Annotated in this window: 12 protein-coding genes; 7 read left to right on the top strand and 5 right to left on the bottom strand. The window is 52.0% G+C overall.

Annotation, left to right across the window (positions count from 1 at the left end):
* Nucleotides 1-34 precede the first annotated feature (34 nt).
* Nucleotides 35-1,294 (bottom strand): 3-isopropylmalate dehydratase large subunit, encoded by a 1,260-nt coding sequence (locus LY85_RS04925; RefSeq protein WP_141825708.1) that lies wholly within the window; start codon nucleotides 1,292-1,294, stop codon nucleotides 35-37.
* A gap of 474 nt (nucleotides 1,295-1,768) precedes the next feature.
* On the opposite strand from LY85_RS04925, the gene LY85_RS04920 reads away from it, so the two are divergent.
* Together LY85_RS04920 and rpoN are read left to right on the top strand one after the other, a co-directional pair.
* Nucleotides 1,769-3,700: a sigma 54-interacting transcriptional regulator gene (locus LY85_RS04920; protein ID WP_185741108.1), complete on the top strand. Its 1,932-nt coding sequence runs from the start codon at nucleotides 1,769-1,771 to the stop codon at nucleotides 3,698-3,700.
* Nucleotides 3,701-3,836: 136 nt separating this feature from the next.
* Entirely contained in the window at nucleotides 3,837-5,231 is a 1,395-nt protein-coding gene (gene rpoN, locus LY85_RS04915) for an RNA polymerase factor sigma-54 (protein WP_141825706.1), read from the top strand.
* A 278-nt stretch (nucleotides 5,232-5,509) separates the two neighbouring features.
* Here the strand turns inward: rpoN and LY85_RS04910 are convergent, their stop codons facing one another.
* Complete coding sequence (locus LY85_RS04910) at nucleotides 5,510-6,748, bottom strand: PucR family transcriptional regulator (protein WP_141825705.1); 1,239 nt, start codon at nucleotides 6,746-6,748, stop codon at nucleotides 5,510-5,512.
* Between the two features lie 217 nt (nucleotides 6,749-6,965).
* Between LY85_RS04910 and LY85_RS04905 the strand changes: the two genes are divergently transcribed.
* Both LY85_RS04905 and LY85_RS04900 read left to right on the top strand, forming a co-directional pair.
* Nucleotides 6,966-8,915, top strand: coding sequence for an NAD(P)/FAD-dependent oxidoreductase (locus LY85_RS04905; RefSeq protein ID WP_185741107.1), 1,950 nt, complete (start codon nucleotides 6,966-6,968; stop codon nucleotides 8,913-8,915).
* Nucleotides 8,916-8,946: 31 nt separating this feature from the next.
* Nucleotides 8,947-9,267, top strand: a complete 321-nt coding sequence (locus LY85_RS04900; protein WP_141825703.1) for a nuclear transport factor 2 family protein — start codon at nucleotides 8,947-8,949, stop codon at nucleotides 9,265-9,267.
* Here the strand turns inward: LY85_RS04900 and LY85_RS04895 are convergent.
* Together LY85_RS04895 and LY85_RS19435 are read right to left on the bottom strand one after the other, a co-directional pair.
* On the bottom strand, nucleotides 9,264-9,539 hold the full coding sequence (locus tag LY85_RS04895) for a hypothetical protein (protein WP_141825702.1): 276 nt from the start codon (nucleotides 9,537-9,539) through the stop codon (nucleotides 9,264-9,266). The two genes, LY85_RS04900 and LY85_RS04895, sit on opposite strands and share 4 nt — an antisense overlap.
* A gap of 8 nt (nucleotides 9,540-9,547) precedes the next feature.
* Nucleotides 9,548-13,960, bottom strand: coding sequence for a hypothetical protein (locus tag LY85_RS19435; RefSeq protein WP_207705546.1), 4,413 nt, complete (start codon nucleotides 13,958-13,960; stop codon nucleotides 9,548-9,550).
* Nucleotides 13,961-14,628: 668 nt separating this feature from the next.
* Here LY85_RS19435 and LY85_RS04885 point away from each other — a divergent pair.
* The 3 genes from LY85_RS04885 to LY85_RS04875 are packed head-to-tail and all read left to right on the top strand — an operon-like array spanning nucleotide 14,629 to nucleotide 16,318.
* On the top strand, nucleotides 14,629-15,195 hold the full coding sequence (locus LY85_RS04885; protein WP_141825700.1) for a TetR/AcrR family transcriptional regulator: 567 nt from the start codon (nucleotides 14,629-14,631) through the stop codon (nucleotides 15,193-15,195).
* Nucleotides 15,192-15,692, top strand: a complete 501-nt coding sequence (locus LY85_RS04880) for a flavodoxin family protein (RefSeq protein WP_141825699.1) — start codon at nucleotides 15,192-15,194, stop codon at nucleotides 15,690-15,692. The genes LY85_RS04885 and LY85_RS04880 overlap by 4 nt, the downstream gene beginning before the upstream one ends.
* The gene (locus LY85_RS04875) at nucleotides 15,689-16,318 is read left to right on the top strand and encodes an NAD(P)H-dependent oxidoreductase (RefSeq protein WP_141825698.1); all 630 of its coding nucleotides are present in this window, start codon (nucleotides 15,689-15,691) and stop codon (nucleotides 16,316-16,318) included. The genes LY85_RS04880 and LY85_RS04875 overlap by 4 nt, the downstream gene beginning before the upstream one ends.
* Nucleotides 16,319-16,843: 525 nt before the next feature.
* On the opposite strand, the gene LY85_RS04870 is transcribed toward LY85_RS04875, so the two are convergent.
* Complete coding sequence (locus LY85_RS04870; protein WP_207705545.1) at nucleotides 16,844-18,067, bottom strand: helix-turn-helix domain-containing protein; 1,224 nt, start codon at nucleotides 18,065-18,067, stop codon at nucleotides 16,844-16,846.
* Nucleotides 18,068-18,230: the final 163 nt, after the last annotated feature.

Here is an 18,230-nt window from a genome sequence, read left to right as displayed (position 1 = left end):
CCTATTTTTGCTTATGCTTCAACGCTTTGTCCCTTTATAAAAACTCCCTCGGGTCGGTAATTTCGCCCGTAATTGCAGAAGCTGCAACGGAGAGCGGCGAAGCCAGATATACTTCGGAATCCTTGCTTCCCATACGGCCGAGGAAATTTCTGTTGGTAGATGAAATACAGACTTCACCGCCCGCCAAATCTCCGGAATGGACTCCCAGACAGGCTCCGCAGCTGGATGCCAGAACCGTGGCACCTGCTTCTGAAAGCGTGGTGAGAATACCTTCCTTCGCGCATCTTTCCCATATTTGCCGCGATGCCGGATTGACCAATAACCGGATTCCCTTTGCGATCTTTCTGCCTTTCAGCATATCTGCCGCTAATTTCAGGTCGTGATAACGTCCGCCCGTGCAGGAACCAAGATAAGCCTGATCGATTCTGACATGGCCAACACTGGAAATTTCGGTCACATTGTCCACTTCGTGCGGGCAGGCGCACAAAGGGTTGATTTCGGAGACGTCGAATTGATATTTGTGGAAGTAAACGGCGTCTTCATCACTTGTGAAGGTTTCGCCTTCCGCCGCGCCGACTTCTTTCAGATATGCCTTTGTGATCTCGTCACATGCGATGATTCCATTTTTCGCACCGGTTTCCACCGCCATATTCGTCATGCACAAACGCTCGTCCATCGGCAGATTCCTGATTGTGTCGCCGACGAATTCCATCGCCTTATAGGTTGCGCCGCTGTGGCCGACCGTGCCGATCGCTTTCAGGATCAGGTCTTTCGCCATTACGCCGGGCTTTATTTTGCCGCTGAATCCAAATTGAATGGTCTCCGGTACTTTCAGCCATATTTCTCCCGTCGCCACCACGCCGAGCATCTCCGTAGAGCCGATTCCGGTGGAAAAAGCGCCCAAAGCTCCATACATGCACGTATGTGAGTCCGTACCCACGACCAGATATCCCGGTGAAACATGTCCGCCTTCCACCATCACCTGATGGCACGGGCCGCAGAATTCATAGTAATTCTTAATGTTGTATTCTTTTGCCCAGTCCCTGGTGAACTTAACGATTTCCGCCTGGTTCTCATTCGCCGGAGGAGTATAATGGTCGGAAATAATGATCACTTTATCGGGATCCCAGACTTTTTTATTCAATCTCTTCATATGTTCCGCGATTTGTACTCTCGGCCCCAGAACATCGTCCATCATAGCCCGGTCAACCTTCGCCCATACGATATCGCCGGCCTTGACATTCTCATTGCCGCTGGCTTTCGCCAGTATTTTTTCACTGATTGTCATTGACATAAAATCACACCAATCTCCTATTCATTTGCCCTTATTTACGAATTGCTTTTTTGTCCTCCCCGTCATCATTCAGACAGTTTTTTCACAAATCGGCATTCCCTCCTATTTAATCGAATCGACGTCATTGGAATTGTGCACTAACTACAATGATAGCAATTTGCGTTCCAAGTCCTGTCCAACCTTGCAAAAAATCATCAGCGCCCATGATCCGCGCCGGCAAAAAAAGTCAAGTGAGGGGTGCGCGTCTGCGAAATGCTTCAAAAATGTTAGACACGGTCCTTGTTGTTTGATTCAAATTGTTTTATAATGTTTATATGTTTCAGATTATTTTGAAACATTTTGTCGAAGCGGCAGATGCTTTTCTGTGCGCTCCGTTCCGACGCAATCGTAAAATGGATGTTCTGCGGCAATCGGCGCGCTTCTGTTTTGCGGGAGCGTCTGAGGAATATATTCCAACGTACAGGGAGAACCAAAATGAAAAAAAATGAAGAGATCGGGCGGGCAGTGCCGGAAATATGTTTGGTCGCCCCCTCCCAGGCACTGGCGGATTTAACGGCTTCCATCGCACAAAAAAGGGGAGAGGACATCGGAATTTATGTGGGCGTCCTGGATGAAGGAGTTCGAGCCGCTGAAGAGTTGTCAAAACAGGGAGCAAAAATTTTTGTAAGCAGAAAAGGGACCGCGTCTGTGATCGGCAGAAAGGGGTTCAACGTAGTAAAAATAAACACCACGCTGAACGATTACCTTCGGCACCTGAACCTGATGCGGCAGTATTCCGGCAAAATTGCCATCGTTGAATATTATGAATTCATACCGGAACTGAAAAAGCTTTGCGACTATCTTAAAATAGAGGTGGCTTCTCTTTTGGGCTACAGCGGCACGCAGGATTACAAAGACTGCGTGGAACAAGCCATAACCAGCGGCGCCAGCATGCTGATGGGCGGGGGCGCTCAGCTTCCGGCGGAAGCGAAAAGGCTGGGAATTCCTTACACTGTTGTCGAAAACACGAAGGAGTCCATTAATGCGGCTTTGGATGTTGCCCAGCAGCTGCTCAGAGTGCAAAAAAAGGAAGCGGAAGAAAAAAAGCACTATAAGATACAGCTGGAGAAGTATACCACCGTCGTGGATTATGCCCACGACGCCATTATCAGCGTAGACAAAGAAGACATCATCACTCTTGCAAACACAGAAGCTTTCAAAATTCTGCAATGGACGGACAGCTGCGTTGGGAAAGACATTGCAAATATCGTTCCGGCATTTGAATTCAGTGCGTTGGGGCACGACCAGAAAAAGGAGCTCAATAAGATTGTTAAAATCCATAATCTCCTGATTTCCGTGAATAAAATTCCGATTATCATTAACGGAATTTTTGAAGGCGCCGTCTATATGTTTCAGGATATTAAGGATATTCAGAAAAGTGAGGAAAAAATCCGCCTGCAGCTCTATAAGAAAGGACATATTGCCAAATATGATTTCGTCAATATCATCGGAAACAGCCGCAGCATAGAGCGTACCAAGGAGATTGCCAAAGGCTATGCGAACACAAATTTCTCCATTCTGATCACCGGCGAAACCGGAACGGGAAAAGAGCTGTTTGCCCAAAGTATCCACAATAACAGTCCGAGAAAGAACGGCCCGTTTGTCGCAATCAATTGTGCCGCACTGCCGAAAGACCTGCTGAGCAGTGAATTATTCGGTTATGAGGAGGGCGCCTTTACGGGAGCCGCCAAAGGAGGGAAGCCCGGAATATTTGAAGTCGCGCACGGGGGAACCATTTTTCTGGACGAAATCGGGGAAATTCCTATGGAAACTCAGGTACAGCTGCTCCGGGTCCTTCAGGAAAGGGAAGTCAGAAGATTAAGCAGCGATCGGGTGATCCCCATCGACGTAAGGGTAATCTGTGCAACAAACAAAGATCTGGCAAAGGAAGTAAAGGAGGGGCGGTTCAGGGCGGACCTGTTTTACAGAATCAATGTTCTGAAGCTGGCGATCCCTCCGCTGAGGGAGCGGGAGGAAGATATTCCGCTGATTATAGACCATTTTCTGCAGCGGTTGACCGATCAGAATTACCTGTTGATCAAAGAATACATGCAGACTCTGTATCCTAAAATTGCGGGGTATTCGTGGCCGGGAAATGTCCGGGAACTGCTTGGGATTACCGAAAGGATCGCAACTCTTCTGGAAAATAATTTTTCAATGGATATCGATTTGAATATGATTTTGGAAAATATCGATTCTACTTTTTTCATTGAGGATAATCGAACCATCGAACAGCTTCAGAAAAGCGATATCGTCGCAGCTTTGAGAAATCATGCATATCACAGGGGCAAAACCGCCGATGCGCTTGGAGTTTCACGCAGCACACTGTGGCGCCTGATTAACAAGTACCATATTTCTCAGGACTGACAGCCAATCTTCCCTTATGAAAACATCGCATCAGTTGGCACGAAAATTGCTTATTTATAAGTGATCAGCCGACATCCTCAGAAAATGAACGCGGAAGAGGTCCGGTGAAATTCAGTTTATCATAAGGAGAAGGCATATGAAGCTTGATTTGACATTAAAGCACACTCAGACTCAAATCATAAGTCCTGCATTGCAGCAGACTCTTAAAATTCTTCAGATGCCGCTTCCTGAGCTCCGTGAAAAAATGGAGCTTGAGTTGGAGGAAAACCCGGTCCTGGACTGGATGGAAGATAATGCTTGCGAGGATGGAATCTCCGGCTACAGCCAGTGGACCGGTGAGTTGGAGGGGGAGGACCGCGCCGTGTTTCAAAGCGACGGCCGCATGACGGCGGATTTCACTTCCAGGCACATTCCCGTAAAAACAGACGGCAGCCTCAGCCCCCTTGACCTGATCACAAAGGAAGAAACTTTCAAAGAGTATCTTTTAGGCCAGCTTCCGGATATTAAAGCCGATAAAAGGACATTATCCATTTGCCGCTATATGATTGAAAGTCTCAGTTCCTCCGGGTATCTGGACAGCAGCCTCCAGAATATCGCCACTGCCTTGCGCTTGCCGCTCCAGCAGGTAAAACATGCGCTGAGCCTGGTGCAGACCCTGCAGCCCTGCGGTGTGGGAGCACAAAATTTAGAGGAGTGCCTCAGCCTTCAGGTGAAAAAATTCTTTGATGGTGATGAGAATTTGCTGCGGATGATTCATGAATGCCTCGAATTGATTGCAAGGAACAAAATTAAGGAGATCGCCAGAACCCTCCGGGTGGATATCGAATCGGCGGCCGGCTACTGTGTAATCATAAAATCGCTGCAGCCCATTCCTTCCTGCGGCTTCAACACGGAATCTCCTGTGGAATATGTGATCCCCGAGGCGAATATCAGCACGGAGCAGAAAAACATATGGATCCAAATGAACGATCATTTTCTTCCGAAGATATCCATTAACCGGTTCTATGAAGAGATGTACGAAAAGGGAAAAGACGAAGAGACACACGAGTTTCTTCGTCAAAAGATCATCGGTGCAAAATCGTTTTTAAACGGCGTTTCCATGCGCAATGAAATACTGACCAGTGTTTTGCGCCAAATTGTGGAACTGCAGAAAAGCTATTTTTTTGATGGGATTCTGAAGCCGATGAAGCTGGCGGACATCTCCGAACCGCTTGGAATCCATGAGTCCACGGTCAGCAGGGCGATTCAGGGCAAATATATCACCTGCAAACACGGGACGATTCCGTTAAAATCCTTTTTTACGACTGCCATCCGTACTGCGGAGAGTGAAAATATTTCCTCAAGTCAGATCAAAAGCACGATACGCGACCTGATTGGCCGTGAAGACAGCCGGAATCCCCTTTCGGATTTTGATATCTGCGAATGTCTCAAGAAGAAAAATGTTTCAATTTCAAGAAGAACCGTCGCCAAATACCGGCGCGAAATGCAGATCGATTCCTCAACCATGCGGCGAGCTTTTATTCAAGCATGAAAATAGGAACCGCTTTTAAACATCTGCAGGCTGAGAAAGATTACATAATTAATAACAAACATAGATCCTGCAGCTGCTTCTAAGAATTGTTTATGTAAAGCACCGCTGAACAAGACCGAGTGATATAACTGATTTATGAGTAACAGCCATACTGATACCTCCTTTTTAAAGTTTGGTATCAGTATGGCTGTTGTTTGTTTTTTCATTATGCCGGTGCCTTAATCAACTCCGGCCGAGTGGTCTGCAAGCTATCCATGGCGCCCTGATAAATCTGTGTATCATAAAAATTCACTTAGCTCAAAGCTGATCATCATATCCAGAAAACAGTTGTAATCCTGTAAGTCGATATGGAAAAGCTCCTCGATTCTGTTTAGTCGGTAAGTCAGCGTATTCCGATGGATATGCAGCTTTTCGGCCGTATGGTTTTTATTGAACAGAGACTCGCAGTAACACTTAAGCGTAGATAGAAGCTCCGTGTTGTTTTTGATGTCGTAATCTTCGATTGTTTTCAGCAGCGGATCGATAAAGCAGGAAAATCCGGGCTGCTGTGAAATAAACAGATACAATGGCATGGGGTCCCCTCTGTCGTAATAGGAAAGATGGGGGACTTTCTCTTTTGGACTATTTTTATATGCTCTTGCGACAAGGTCAGCTGTTAAGTGACTTTGCAAGTAATAATCCGGTAATAGATACAAATTTTCAACCGGATAAACTGCTCCGCAATAAATTTCATAGCGTGAAAGGAAATTGGACATTTCCTGTGCGAGACTTTTCATTTCACTGAGGCTGTGCTTCTTTTCGTCCAGAACGAGACTTACCAGATCTGTTTTAAAAAGAGTGGAAACTGCCCCGGAAAATCTTTTTTTAAATGGATTATGAACGAAAGACAGCAAAGCCTGCTGGGCTTTGTTTCGGCCAAAAGGTGCCGTCAACAGAATCCCGGGTTTTTTGTAAAACCGTGAAAGGTTTAAAACGGCGCTGCTTTTCGCACTGTCAGGGCTGTTTCTGTTTAAAAGAATATTCAAATCGCTTGACAGAGACGGGGCATAATCCTGTGAAAGCTTGACCTTTATCCGCAGCACACTGACAAGAATTGAGGCAGCTTCCAATTGCCAGGGTTCAACGGAGTTTTTATTGATGAAAATCGCAATGTGGCCGTAAATATGGACGTCGTCATACACCTCGGCGAAAATCCGAGGCATATCTTCCACTAGACCTTTGTTGGCGAAGAAAGGATCATAGCGCGGGCCATCCTCTTCCAGATAAGCCTTCTGAAAATTCACAATTGTGTCAATTGGCAGCGTCCCGCTCTCCAGAAGCGTGTCGTAAACAGAGTCTCCGATTTTCTTTAAAGGATACTGAGCCACAATGTGGTACTCTTCATTTGTAAAAACCACGGGGGCGTCGAATATCTCGCTGGCACATTTAACAATATTTCCGAATCCGGGCCGATCCATAACTGCGTGGAATTTGCGGTAAATCTCAAGAAAATCATGGTTTCCTTTTGCATCCCACAAAGTGAATCACCTCTTTGGATTGATTATAGCAGTTCCTGTTAAAATGCACAATGACTCTATTTGATTTAGTTAAAACAAACATAGTGGAAAATCGTTAAATTATATACAATTGAATTATCATCAGGACAAATGATAATATTATTTTTTCGTCAGATATCACGGCGTAAAAAATAGGATTGTCATTATGTACAATAATGTCGATAAGGAGGACGTATTGATGAATTTTGAAAAAACCTTCAGTCCCATGCACATTGGCAAAGTACTGATTAAAAACCGTTTGGTTGTTCCCGCAATGGACTCGGCCATGTGTGAGATGGATGGAACCATCAAGCAAATGGCTATCGACTATTACCATGCGAGGGCCAAAGGCGGTTTCGGTATAGTCATTACCGAAATTGCTGCAGTCGATGAAAAAGCCACCGGCATGCCCGGCGAACCGCGGCTTTATTCTGAAGAGTATCTTCCTGGTTTAACCAAGCTTGCCGCAGCTATTCACAACGGCGGGGCCAAAGCGTTTGTGCAGCTGCACCACGCGGGCCGCGAAACGATCCCGGACGAAATTGAGGGACTTACCCCAGCAGCTCCGTCCAGCATTCCCTCCGTCGTCTATCGTGTCAAAGTGGAAGAATATACAACCGAGCAGGTTTATGAGTTGATCCATTCTTACATCACCTGCGCTGAAAGGTGTAAAAGAGCGGGCTTTGATGGGATTGAATTCCATTGTGCACACGGGTACATGGGACTTCAGTTCTTCAGTCCGCGCACAAACAAGCGTATAGACGAATTCGGGGGCGGCTATGAAGGCCGGACATACTTCCATAAGCTCATTATTGAAGGAATCCGCAAGGCCTGTGGCGAAGACTTTGGAATTATCGTCAGGATGGATTCCATTGAAGGCAGAATCGGTGGGGTGGAAGAAAACGAGGCCATTGTTTTTGCAAGATTGATGGAAAGCTATGGCGCCGATGCGCTGAATGTTTCCGCAGGAACCTACGGCTCGTGGGTAGAGACGGTTCCTTCCCCGGACGTTCCGCAAGGCTGGAACTGGCACGCGGCCAGACGTATCCGCCAGGCCGTGGGGGTGCCGGTCATGCTGGCCGGAAGGTTCTCCGATCCTTTTGTCATTGAGCAGTCTATTGAGCGCGGCGATACCGATTTTGTCTGTACCGGACGCCAGTCCATTGCCGACCCGGATTTCCCGAACAAAATGGCCAGCGGATACCTTTCTGAAATCATCCCTTGCATTGGATGCACCCAACGCTGCATGAGCTTTAATGATCATAGTACTCTTCAGGAAGGCGACTGGGGCGTTTCCTGCATGCTGAACCCCATGAGCAACAATCGCAGGGAAGTTCAGTATCAGCCAACCGAAACGCCCAAAAAGGTTATGATTATCGGAGCTGGTATAGCGGGTATGGAAGCCGCTTGGATCGCTGCTCAACGCGGCCATGAGGTAACCGTTTATGAGCGCAATGACGAAAACCATGTCGGCGGACAGTTCCTGATTGCCTCTTACCCGCCTTACAAACAGGAGCTTACGCGTGCTATCCGTTACTATAAAACCATGTGTGAAAAAAACGGAGTCAAAATGGTGTATAACACAGAAGCGGACGAGGCGCTTATTCGGGCTGAAAAACCGGATGTTCTTGTTATTGCAACCGGCGCAACTCCGTTCCGCTTAAACATCCCCGGTAACGATGCTCCGAACGTATATCAGGCAAACGACGTATTAACTGGAAAGTCGATCCTTGGAAACAGCGCACTCGTAATAGGCGGCGGCTTGGTCGGTGTTGAAACGGCGGAATTCTGCCGCGATTATTGTTCCAGAGTTGCTGTTGTGGAAATGCGCAACGACATTGCCCTTGACCTCTACATGACGGTTCGGGACAATCTGATGAAGCGCTTTAAGCAGGAAGGCATCGAAGTATACACGAACACCACGGTTTCCAAAATTGAAGGCAACAGTGTTTACGCAACACAAAACGAAGAGGAGATTGTACTGTCCGGATTTGACAATATTGTATTCGCCGTTGGTTCAAAAGCGATCCCTCCGTTTGAAAAACCGGAATCTTTTGCAAAAGAAGTTTATGTGATCGGTGACGCGAAAAAAGCCAGAAGCGCTCTTGAAGCAATTTACGAGGGAGCAAAAATCGGGCGGACAATTTAATCGGATTTTACACAAAGGAGGGTGATTTATAATGATTCTTGAAAACTATATCGAGTGTATGAATAACAGCGATTTTGAAGGAATAGCCCGACTTTTTACCGAGGACTGCCGCTTTAACGATGGCGGAGGACGCACAATTCATGTTGATGATCTGGTTGTCACCGGCAGGCAGGAGCTTAAAGCCGCGTTTAAAGAGGTTTGGAAACAGTACAGGGTGCGTGCAAAGATTGTAAAGCTTAACGCCAACTCTATGGAATACGATGTCTGTTTAGGCGATGTGGTACTTCCGTGTATCGGCTGCGCCACCCTTAAAGATGACCTTATCGACGAGTACATTGTAAGGCCGCGCTAAGCATAGCCATTTACCCGTTCAATCATCTGACGGACAGGCGGTAACACTCTTAGAACAACGCAAACCGCACTGACCGTTTCAAAAAACAAGTTATAAAATGTAGAAATCCAATATAAAGATAAACATGAAAAAGCCATCGAATTTTCGATGGCTTTTTCTGTGCTCGGATACAAGAAAAAATATTTTTTAATCAGAGGTTTTATTCCTTCTGCAACTAGTTGCAGACTTATATTAGACGAAGCTGAAACACCAGTGCCAATTGTCTGATCCACCCTCATGATTACGGATTGCTGCTGATTTTGATGATGGTAATAAGCGCCCCGGCGCCGGTTGTAAGGTGAACTGTCTCAGTATTTCCCAGCATCACTAACGCGACAGTCGTGTTGGACGCAGTGACCTCATAGAGTATTTCGTTGGCATAGCTGACCATATTGGTCGTGGGAGCGATTGTAGAGGGTTCTATAACGGCAGAGTTGATCAGCAGCGCTGTCGAAATCAGATTCGTTGCTTGTTCAATGTTTACATTATAGGCAATCCTGTACAACCCCGGATCGTCAATGGTAAAGCTTTCGCCTGTAATGTCGTGACCAATACTTTCTCCGGGGGGAATATAAACACCCAGAGTGAGGGGAACTACCGTTCCTGCGGGTACCACATTGACGTCCACATCGCTGTTGTATGCGAAAGCCGCAGTTTGTGTCGGCGCATCTCCTGTAGGTCCAGTGGGTCCTGTTGGGCCAGTGTCGCCTGTTGGGCCGGTATCGCCGGTCGGACCCGTGTCACCGGTTGGACCAGTATCACCCGTAGGGCCGGTTGCACCTGCGGCTCCTGCCGCGCCAGTCGGGCCTGTTGGGCCAGTATCCCCGGTCGCTCCTGCGGCTCCCGCCGCACCAGTCGGGCCGGTATCCCCAGTCGCGCCTGCAGCTCCTGCCGCGCCAGTCGGGCCGGTTGGGCCGGTATCGCCGTCTGCGCCTGTGGCTCCCGCCGCGCCGGTTGGGCCAGTCGGGCCGGTATCGCCGTCTGCACCTGCGGCTCCTGCCGCGCCAGTCGGGCCGGTATCGCCGTCTGCGCCTGCGGCTCCTGCCGCGCCGGTCGGGCCGGTATCACCGGTCGCGCCTGTGGCTCCTGCCGCACCAGTCGGGCCAGTTGGACCGGTATCACCGTCTGCACCTGTGGCTCCCGCCGCGCCGGTTGGACCGGTATCTCCAGTCGCACCTGCGGCTCCTGCCGTGCCGGTTGGACCGGTATCTCCAGTCGCACCTGCGGCTCCTGCCGCACCAGTCGGGCCGGTATCTCCAGTCGCGCCTGCGGCTCCTGCCGCGCCGGTCGGGCCGGTATCACCGGTCGCGCCTGTGGCTCCTGCCGCACCAGTCGGGCCAGTTGGACCGGTATCACCGTCTGCACCTGTGGCTCCCGCCGCGCCGGTTGGACCGGTATCTCCAGTCGCACCTGCGGCTCCTGCCGTGCCGGTTGGACCGGTATCTCCAGTCGCACCTGCGGCTCCTGCCGCACCAGTCGGGCCGGTATCTCCAGTCGCGCCTGTGGCTCCTGCCGCACCAGTCGGGCCAGTTGGACCGGTATCACCGTCTGCACCTGCGGCACCTGCTGCACCGGTTGGACCGGTATCTCCGGTCGCACCTGCGGCTCCCGCTGCGCCAGTCGGGCCGGTATCGCCGGTTGCACCTGCGGCTCCCGCCGCGCCGGTTGGACCGGTATCACCGTCTGCACCTGCGGCACCTGCCGCACCGGTTGGGCCGGTATCTCCGGTCGCACCTGCGGCTCCCGCTGCGCCAGTCGGGCCGGTATCGCCGTCTGCACCTGCGGCTCCCGCCGCGCCGGTCGGGCCGGTATCGCCGTCTGCACCTGCGGCTCCCGCCGCACCGGTTGGGCCGGTATCGCCGTCTGCACCTGCGGCACCTGCCGCACCGGTTGGACCGGTATCTCCGGTCGCACCTGCGGCTCCCGCCGCGCCGGTCGGGCCGGTATCTCCAGTCGCGCCTGTGACTCCCGCCGCGCCGGTCGGGCCGGTATCTCCAGTCGCACCTGCAGCTCCCGCCGCACCGGTTGGGCCGGTATCGCCGGTTGCTCCCGCGGCTCCAGTCGGGCCGGTTGGTCCGGTATCGCCGTCTGCGCCTGCGGCTCCCGCCGCACCAGTCGGGCCAGTATCGCCGTCTGCACCTGCGGCTCCTGCCGCGCCAGTCGGGCCGGTATCGCCGTCTGCACCCGCGGCTCCCGCTGCGCCAGTCGGACCGGTATCCCCAGTCGCTCCTGCGGCTCCTGCTGCACCGGTTGGGCCGGTATCGCCTGTTGCTCCCGCGGCTCCAGTCGGGCCGGTTGGTCCGGTATCGCCGTCTGCGCCTGCGGCTCCTGCTGCTCCAGTTGGGCCGGTATCGCCAGTCGCGCCTGCGGCTCCCGCCGCGCCAGTCGGACCGGTATCCCCAGTCGCACCTGCAGCTCCCGCTGCACCGGTTGGGCCGGTATCGCCGGTTGCTCCCGCGGCTCCAGTCGGGCCGGTTGGTCCGGTATCGCCGTCTGCGCCTGCGGCTCCCGCCGCGCCGGTCGGGCCGGTATCTCCAGTCGCACCTGCAGCTCCCGCTGCACCGGTTGGTCCGGTATCGCCGGTCGCACCTGCAGCTCCCGCCGCGCCGGTTGGACCGGTATCTCCGGTTGCACCTGCGGCTCCCGCCGCGCCGGTTGGGCCGGTATCACCGGTCGCGCCTGCGGCTCCCGCCGCACCAGTCGGGCCGGTATCGCCGTCTGCACCTGCGGCTCCTGCCGCGCCGGTTGGGCCGGTATCTCCGGTTGCACCTGCGGCTCCTGCCGCACCAGTCGGGCCTGTATCGCCGGTTGCTCCTGCAGCACCTGCCGCTCCAGTCGGGCCGGTATCGCCGTCTATACCTGCGGCTCCTGCCGCGCCGGTCGGCCCGGTATCCCCGGTCGCTCCTGCGGCTCCTGCCGCGCCGGTTGGGCCGGTATCGCCGGTTGCGCCTACGGCTCCTGCCGCGCCAGTCGGGCCGGTATCGCCGTCTGCACCCGCGGCTCCCGCTGCGCCAGTCGGACCGGTATCCCCAGTCGCTCCTGCGGCTCCTGCTGCACCGGTTGGGCCGGTATCGCCTGTTGCTCCCGCGGCTCCAGTCGGGCCGGTTGGTCCGGTATCGCCGTCTGCGCCTGCGGCTCCTGCTGCTCCAGTTGGGCCGGTATCGCCAGTCGCGCCTGCGGCTCCCGCCGCGCCAGTCGGACCGGTATCCCCAGTCGCACCTGCAGCTCCCGCTGCACCGGTTGGGCCGGTATCGCCGGTTGCTCCCGCGGCTCCAGTCGGGCCGGTTGGTCCGGTATCGCCGTCTGCGCCTGCGGCTCCCGCCGCGCCGGTCGGGCCGGTATCTCCAGTCGCACCTGCAGCTCCCGCTGCACCGGTTGGTCCGGTATCGCCGGTCGCACCTGCAGCTCCCGCCGCGCCGGTTGGACCGGTATCTCCGGTTGCACCTGCGGCTCCCGCCGCGCCGGTTGGGCCGGTATCACCGGTCGCGCCTGCGGCTCCCGCCGCACCAGTCGGGCCGGTATCGCCGTCTGCACCTGCGGCTCCTGCCGCGCCGGTTGGGCCGGTATCTCCGGTTGCACCTGCGGCTCCTGCCGCACCAGTCGGGCCTGTATCGCCGGTTGCTCCTGCAGCACCTGCCGCTCCAGTCGGGCCGGTATCGCCGTCTATACCTGCGGCTCCTGCCGCGCCGGTCGGCCCGGTATCCCCGGTCGCTCCTGCGGCTCCTGCCGCGCCGGTTGGGCCGGTATCGCCGTCCGCGCCTGCCGCGCCAGTCGGGCCAGTTGGACCGGTATCTCCGGTCGCGCCTGCGGCTCCTGCCGCTCCAGTCGGGCCGGTCTGGCCGGTATTGCCGGTTGCGCCTGCGGCTCCTGCCGCACCAGTTGGGCCGGTATCCCCGGTTGCGCCTGCCGCACCTGCCGCGCCAGTCGGGCCGGTATCGCCGTCTGCACCTGCGGCTCCCGCCGCGCCGGTTGGGCCGGTATCGCCGGTCGCACCTGCGGCTCCTGCCGCGCCGGTCGGGCCGGTATCGCCGTCTGCACCTGCGGCTCCCGCTGCGCCAGTCGGGCCGGTATCGCCGTCTGCACCTGCGGCTCCCGCAGCACCGGTTGGACCGGTATCCCCGGTTGCACCTGCTGCTCCTGCCGCGCCGGTTGGACCGGTATCGCCGGTTGCACCTGCGGCTCCCGTCGTACCAGTCGGGCCTGTTGGGCCGGTATCCCCGTCTGCACCTGCGGCTCCTGCCGCACCGGTTGGACCGGTATCGCCGTCTGCACCTGCGGCTCCCGCCGCGCCGGTTGGGCCGGTATCGCCGGTCGCGCCTGCGGCTCCTGCCGCACCAGTCGGGCCAGTATCCCCGGTTGCGCCTGCGGCTCCCGCTGCGCCGGTTGGACCGGTATCCCCGGTTGCACCTGCGGCACCCGCCGCACCGGTTGGACCTGTTGGACCAGTTGGGCCGGTATCGCCGGTTGCTCCTGTCGGACCAGTCGGGCCGGTATCGCCGGTTGCTCCTGTCGGACCAGTCGGGCCGGTAGGCCCGCCTGAAGATAAATCATCTTCAACTATGACAAGAGTCGCCTTAATTGGAACGGGTGGGGATAAGAATATTGTGCTTGTGCTCGAATTGACTAAAGATAATGTGGCCGGCGCCGCGGTCACATCAATAATACCTACTCCAACAACTTCATCTGTCTTATTTGGCGAATTACCTACCAGAAAATCGCCCTGCGATGATGATAATGCAAAAACCATACCGTTTGTTGATTGCGACGATTGAGTGGCAACCCACCAATCGACAACATAGCGGCCTGGTTCATTAAAAGTAATTACACCCGTCGCTGGATTATAGCTTATATCTCCGGAAGAGTAAACTACTGAATCAAAAATAACATTGCCGGAAACAGCAATGGAACCATCTAAAGTACGTTCTATTTGTAAAGCAATATCGGACATTTTATATCCTCCATCTTTCGTAATTGGAATCTATGAGGCGCTGTGCTAAATCTAGGCTATGCAACTAGATAGATCAAAGAAACGCTGTTTCATCATATGTTTCATTTGTTGCTGAAGTGAAGAAGCTTAATTCATATTTTGACCTTCATCACTATACATTTGTCAGCGACATACTGTTGTTTCCGATGATTCAGTCTATGGCCACTACATCCGGAGTTTCCGGGCTTTATCGAAAAAAGCGGGAGCTGAGCAGCCAATTATTTTTCTGAATAACCATGCAATATTTGAAATTGGCCCTTGACAAAAAGTGTCAAGAGCAATATTATTACATGTGTTATATAACGGATGTCATATAGAAAGCAAAGAGGATTTTTATGCCAAAACAAAGGATCACGCAGGAAGAAATTTTGAAGACAGCGTTTTCACTGCTCCGTAAAGAAGGGCTCGAAAAGGTTAACGCAAGGACCATAGCGAATTGGATCGGCTGCTCGGTGCAGCCCATTTACAGTTACTTTAGCAATATGGAAGAGCTGATGAACCGGCTATATGACTGTGCAGGCCAATACCTCAACGAATATGTCGATGCAAACGCAGACAAGCAGCATTATTTTGAATCCATCGGAAAGTGCCACATCTTCTTCGCCAAGGAAGAAAAGCACCTGTTTCGCTTCTTGTTTTTGTCCCCCTATACGCGGGTGGAAAGTTTGAGAGACCTCTACAAAAAGCACGGAAGAGCCGATGTCACGCAAATTATTCAGAATTCCCTGGGCCTGTCGCTTTCGGATGCGGAAGAGCTGTATACGAATATGATCATTTATACGCACGGCATTGCCTGCCTAATTGCGACCGACGCAGCCAATATCACCTATGAAGAGATTCATCCCAAAGTGTATTCCGCTTATCTGGCATTTTTGTCGCAGCTTAGGAAGGAGAAGGTATGAGACTGATTGTTCATGATTTGACCCCGGAGCAGGAAAGAAAGATTTTAACCTTCAGAGAGAATACCCGTATCATTTCAGACGACGGCACCATACACCCCTGTATCGGGTGCTTTGGCTGCTGGACCAAAACGCCGGCGCAGTGCGTGATCCGAGATCATTACGGAGATATGGGCGAAGCCTTGTCAAAATGCGACGAGCTGATTCTGATCAGCCGCTGTTGTTACGGCGGATTCAGCCCCTTTGTAAAAAATGTGCTGGACAGGAGCATTTCCTACATCCACCCTTATTTTGTGATAAAAGACGGCGAGATGCACCATCGGCCCAGGTACAGCACCCATTTCTCGACAAGCGCTTATTTTTACGGCGATGAGCTCAGCGAGCAGGATCAAGCACTCGCCCGCAGCCTTGTGGAAGCCAATTCCATCAATTTTCACAGCATCGTGAAGGATATTCTCTTCGAGACAAAAGCCGAAGCGTTTGGGGGTAGATTTCAATGAAGATTGCGTTGATCAACGGCAGCCCGAAATTTAAGGGCAGCGCCTCGGGCGTGATCCTGGACGAGCTAAAAGGCTATTTTGACGGAGATGTCATTACGGAATGCCTGTTTCACGCGGCCGTTCTGCCAACCCAGTCTCAATTGGAGACATTCGGCCAGCAGGATGCCCTTGTATTCGCATTTCCTTTATATGTGGACGGTATCCCTTCCCATCTTTTGCGCTGTCTTGTCGAGATGGAAGCTTTCTTGAGAAACAGGTCGTCGGAGCTGATGGTCTATGCGGTCGTAAACTCCGGCTTTTATGAAGGAAAGCAGAGCGAAAATGCGCTCGGCATGATGAAAAGCTGGTGCGAAAAGTCCCATGTGAAGTGGGGCCAAGGCGTCGGTCTCGGCGGAGGCGGCATGCTCGCAGCTGCCAATATCCCGAGCGGGCACGGACCGCGCAAGGGACCTTCCCTTGCACTGCGTGAGCTTGCTGAAAACGTGACCCAAAAAAAGAGTGCGGAAAATATTTTCGTTTCTCCAAGCTTTCCACGCTTTTTATATAAAGCCGCAGCCCAAATGAACTGGCGGGCGGAGATCAAGCGAAACGGGTTGAAAACCCAGGACCTGTTTTTGCGTAAATGACCGGCTGCGCCGGATAATATCCGGAGTTCCGGAACAGATGTCCATTTTAATTCACGAGACCTTCCTGTTTTATGATTCCTAACTTTTTCACGAAAGGTAAGGAGCGCCGCAAAAGGGGGGCATCATCCCGCAATATAGGTCCAAAAGCAAAAAAAGGCCGCCCAGAGGGCGGCCTTTTTCATATAAATACGGCGGAATCCAGTGTTACTGGGCTTCGCTGCGTGTCAACATTGTATCAATGCGGTATCTTCGGCTACCGTTCCGACCCGACAGCACAGGAGACGGCTATGGAAACATAGTGGCTATTCAGCACTCCTCATCCACAGTGTCCTTTCAAATCCGTGTAAATGGAAAGGCTACTGACCCGATGAACTGCCCGAACTAAAAAATGTTATTTTTCTGCTTTAGGTGCTTACGGCTCCCATTTGGTCAAGATAACTGTTGCCAAGGAGGATATCTGAAGACCGAGTTCCGATTGATAGCCCGACCTGTTCTTTTCTCAGGCCTCATCCATGCCTTTGCGATTCATGTTAGCTGAATTTCCATGATATAAATAGAAACCTGCAAAAAAAGCAATTGAGAGGCATCTTTCCAATCAATATGGAACAGTATCTGCATGCGTTTTAAACGGTATGCAAGAGTTGTTTTATGAATATAGAGTCTGTCCGCTGTTTGGGACACGTTTTGATTGCAATCAAAATATGTTTTGATCGTATGGTAAAACTGAGTGGAATTTTGCTTGTCATACTCAATCATGGAGAGGATGGCATCTGCCACATATTGTTTCAGATTTCCGGTTGGCGGATGAACATCTGTCATAAGGTCATAAAGCTTACAGTCATCATAATTTTGAACCGGATTTTGCATTCCCCAGCGTTTTGCAAACAAAACGGCGCGTGACGCACCTTGAAAATAGCGATGGACATAGAATAGATCGCTGAATTCAGCGCTGATTCCAAAATATACGGCATTTTTGTATGCAAGCTCAAGAATATCGTTTTCGGAGGAAAGCGGCCCGTCTTCTTTGGTTGTATCAACAAGCAGAGCTATACTGCCGTCGTACCGTGCTGCTGCTACGTAATCTTTCCTGGATTCAAGGCGGCCGGCTATTTTGTAATACATGTCTGCGGTAATATTCCCGCTTCGTGAATCAATTCGGCAGATTTTCATTCTGGAGGGCAGGTACAGTGTGGTTGAAACCTGAAGGCGCAGCTCATATTCCGTGCGTCTGGACAGCTTTTGCGTAAGGAGATCCTGCAACAATTTTGTCCAGGCGTGATCCGGCAACGGAAATGCCTTTGCCTTTTGTATTCTCAGTGCAAGAGCATAAACCTGCGCGATCATCATAGCAAGCGGTTTATCCATCTCAGTCAGTGGCCGGTCTTTTTCTAAAATCGTAAGGTGCCCCTCATAAAATCCGTCGCAGTAAGCCCTAACGATCATACGCCGCTGTCCTGCAAACGGAGAATCCAAAATATACGGCTGAAGCCGTACACTGTCGATTGCCTCCGTTACACATCGGGCATATTCCATAAAGGAAGTGCCTTCACGGCTTTTGATTCGATGCACAAGGTCATTTTCGGGTGCATTTCCACTGACAGCAACAACATTCCAATCCGCATCCATCAGGAAGACGGGGTTGCCTAAATATCGTGATGACAGGTTAACAAGTTCTGTCATCATGTCTTTTTTCTGCAGCAATTCGTACAATTCGAGCTTGATTTGGTCATTGTCTACAAATTTCGACATCATGCTTTCACCTTATCCTTCATTTACAGGATATAAAACTGCATCTTTTCTCAGAGCATAGCATAGCAAAGCAAAATTTGCAATGCTATAATAGAAGCGCAGAGAAAGATGTTCCATAATTATGAGAATATTATAAATTATTTTAAGCATTATAACTAAATTT

It is taken from the genome of Clostridium sp. KNHs216, from assembly GCF_006714885.1.
In the GTDB taxonomy this organism is placed as follows: domain Bacteria; phylum Bacillota; class Clostridia; order Oscillospirales; family Acutalibacteraceae; genus Caproiciproducens.
The sequence above is the reverse complement of the archived record's forward strand: the minus strand, read 5'-3'. Positions and strand labels throughout refer to the sequence as shown.

Bases quoted from the DNA above. Each gene is read 5' to 3' on its own strand.
- LY85_RS04870 (WP_207705545.1), bottom strand. From the start codon at position 18,067: ATGTCGAAATTTGTAGACAATGACCAAATCAAGCTCGAATTGTACGAA.
- LY85_RS04920 (WP_185741108.1), top strand. From the start codon at position 1,769: ATGAAAAAAAATGAAGAGATCGGGCGGGCAGTGCCGGAAATATGTTTG.
- LY85_RS04885 (WP_141825700.1), top strand. From the start codon at position 14,629: ATGCCAAAACAAAGGATCACGCAGGAAGAAATTTTGAAGACAGCGTTT.
- LY85_RS04925 (WP_141825708.1), bottom strand. From the start codon at position 1,294: ATGTCAATGACAATCAGTGAAAAAATACTGGCGAAAGCCAGCGGCAAT.
- LY85_RS04880 (WP_141825699.1), top strand. From the start codon at position 15,192: ATGAGACTGATTGTTCATGATTTGACCCCGGAGCAGGAAAGAAAGATT.
- LY85_RS04875 (WP_141825698.1), top strand. From the start codon at position 15,689: ATGAAGATTGCGTTGATCAACGGCAGCCCGAAATTTAAGGGCAGCGCC.
- rpoN (WP_141825706.1), top strand. From the start codon at position 3,837: ATGAAGCTTGATTTGACATTAAAGCACACTCAGACTCAAATCATAAGT.
- LY85_RS04905 (WP_185741107.1), top strand. From the start codon at position 6,966: ATGAATTTTGAAAAAACCTTCAGTCCCATGCACATTGGCAAAGTACTG.
- LY85_RS04900 (WP_141825703.1), top strand. From the start codon at position 8,947: ATGATTCTTGAAAACTATATCGAGTGTATGAATAACAGCGATTTTGAA.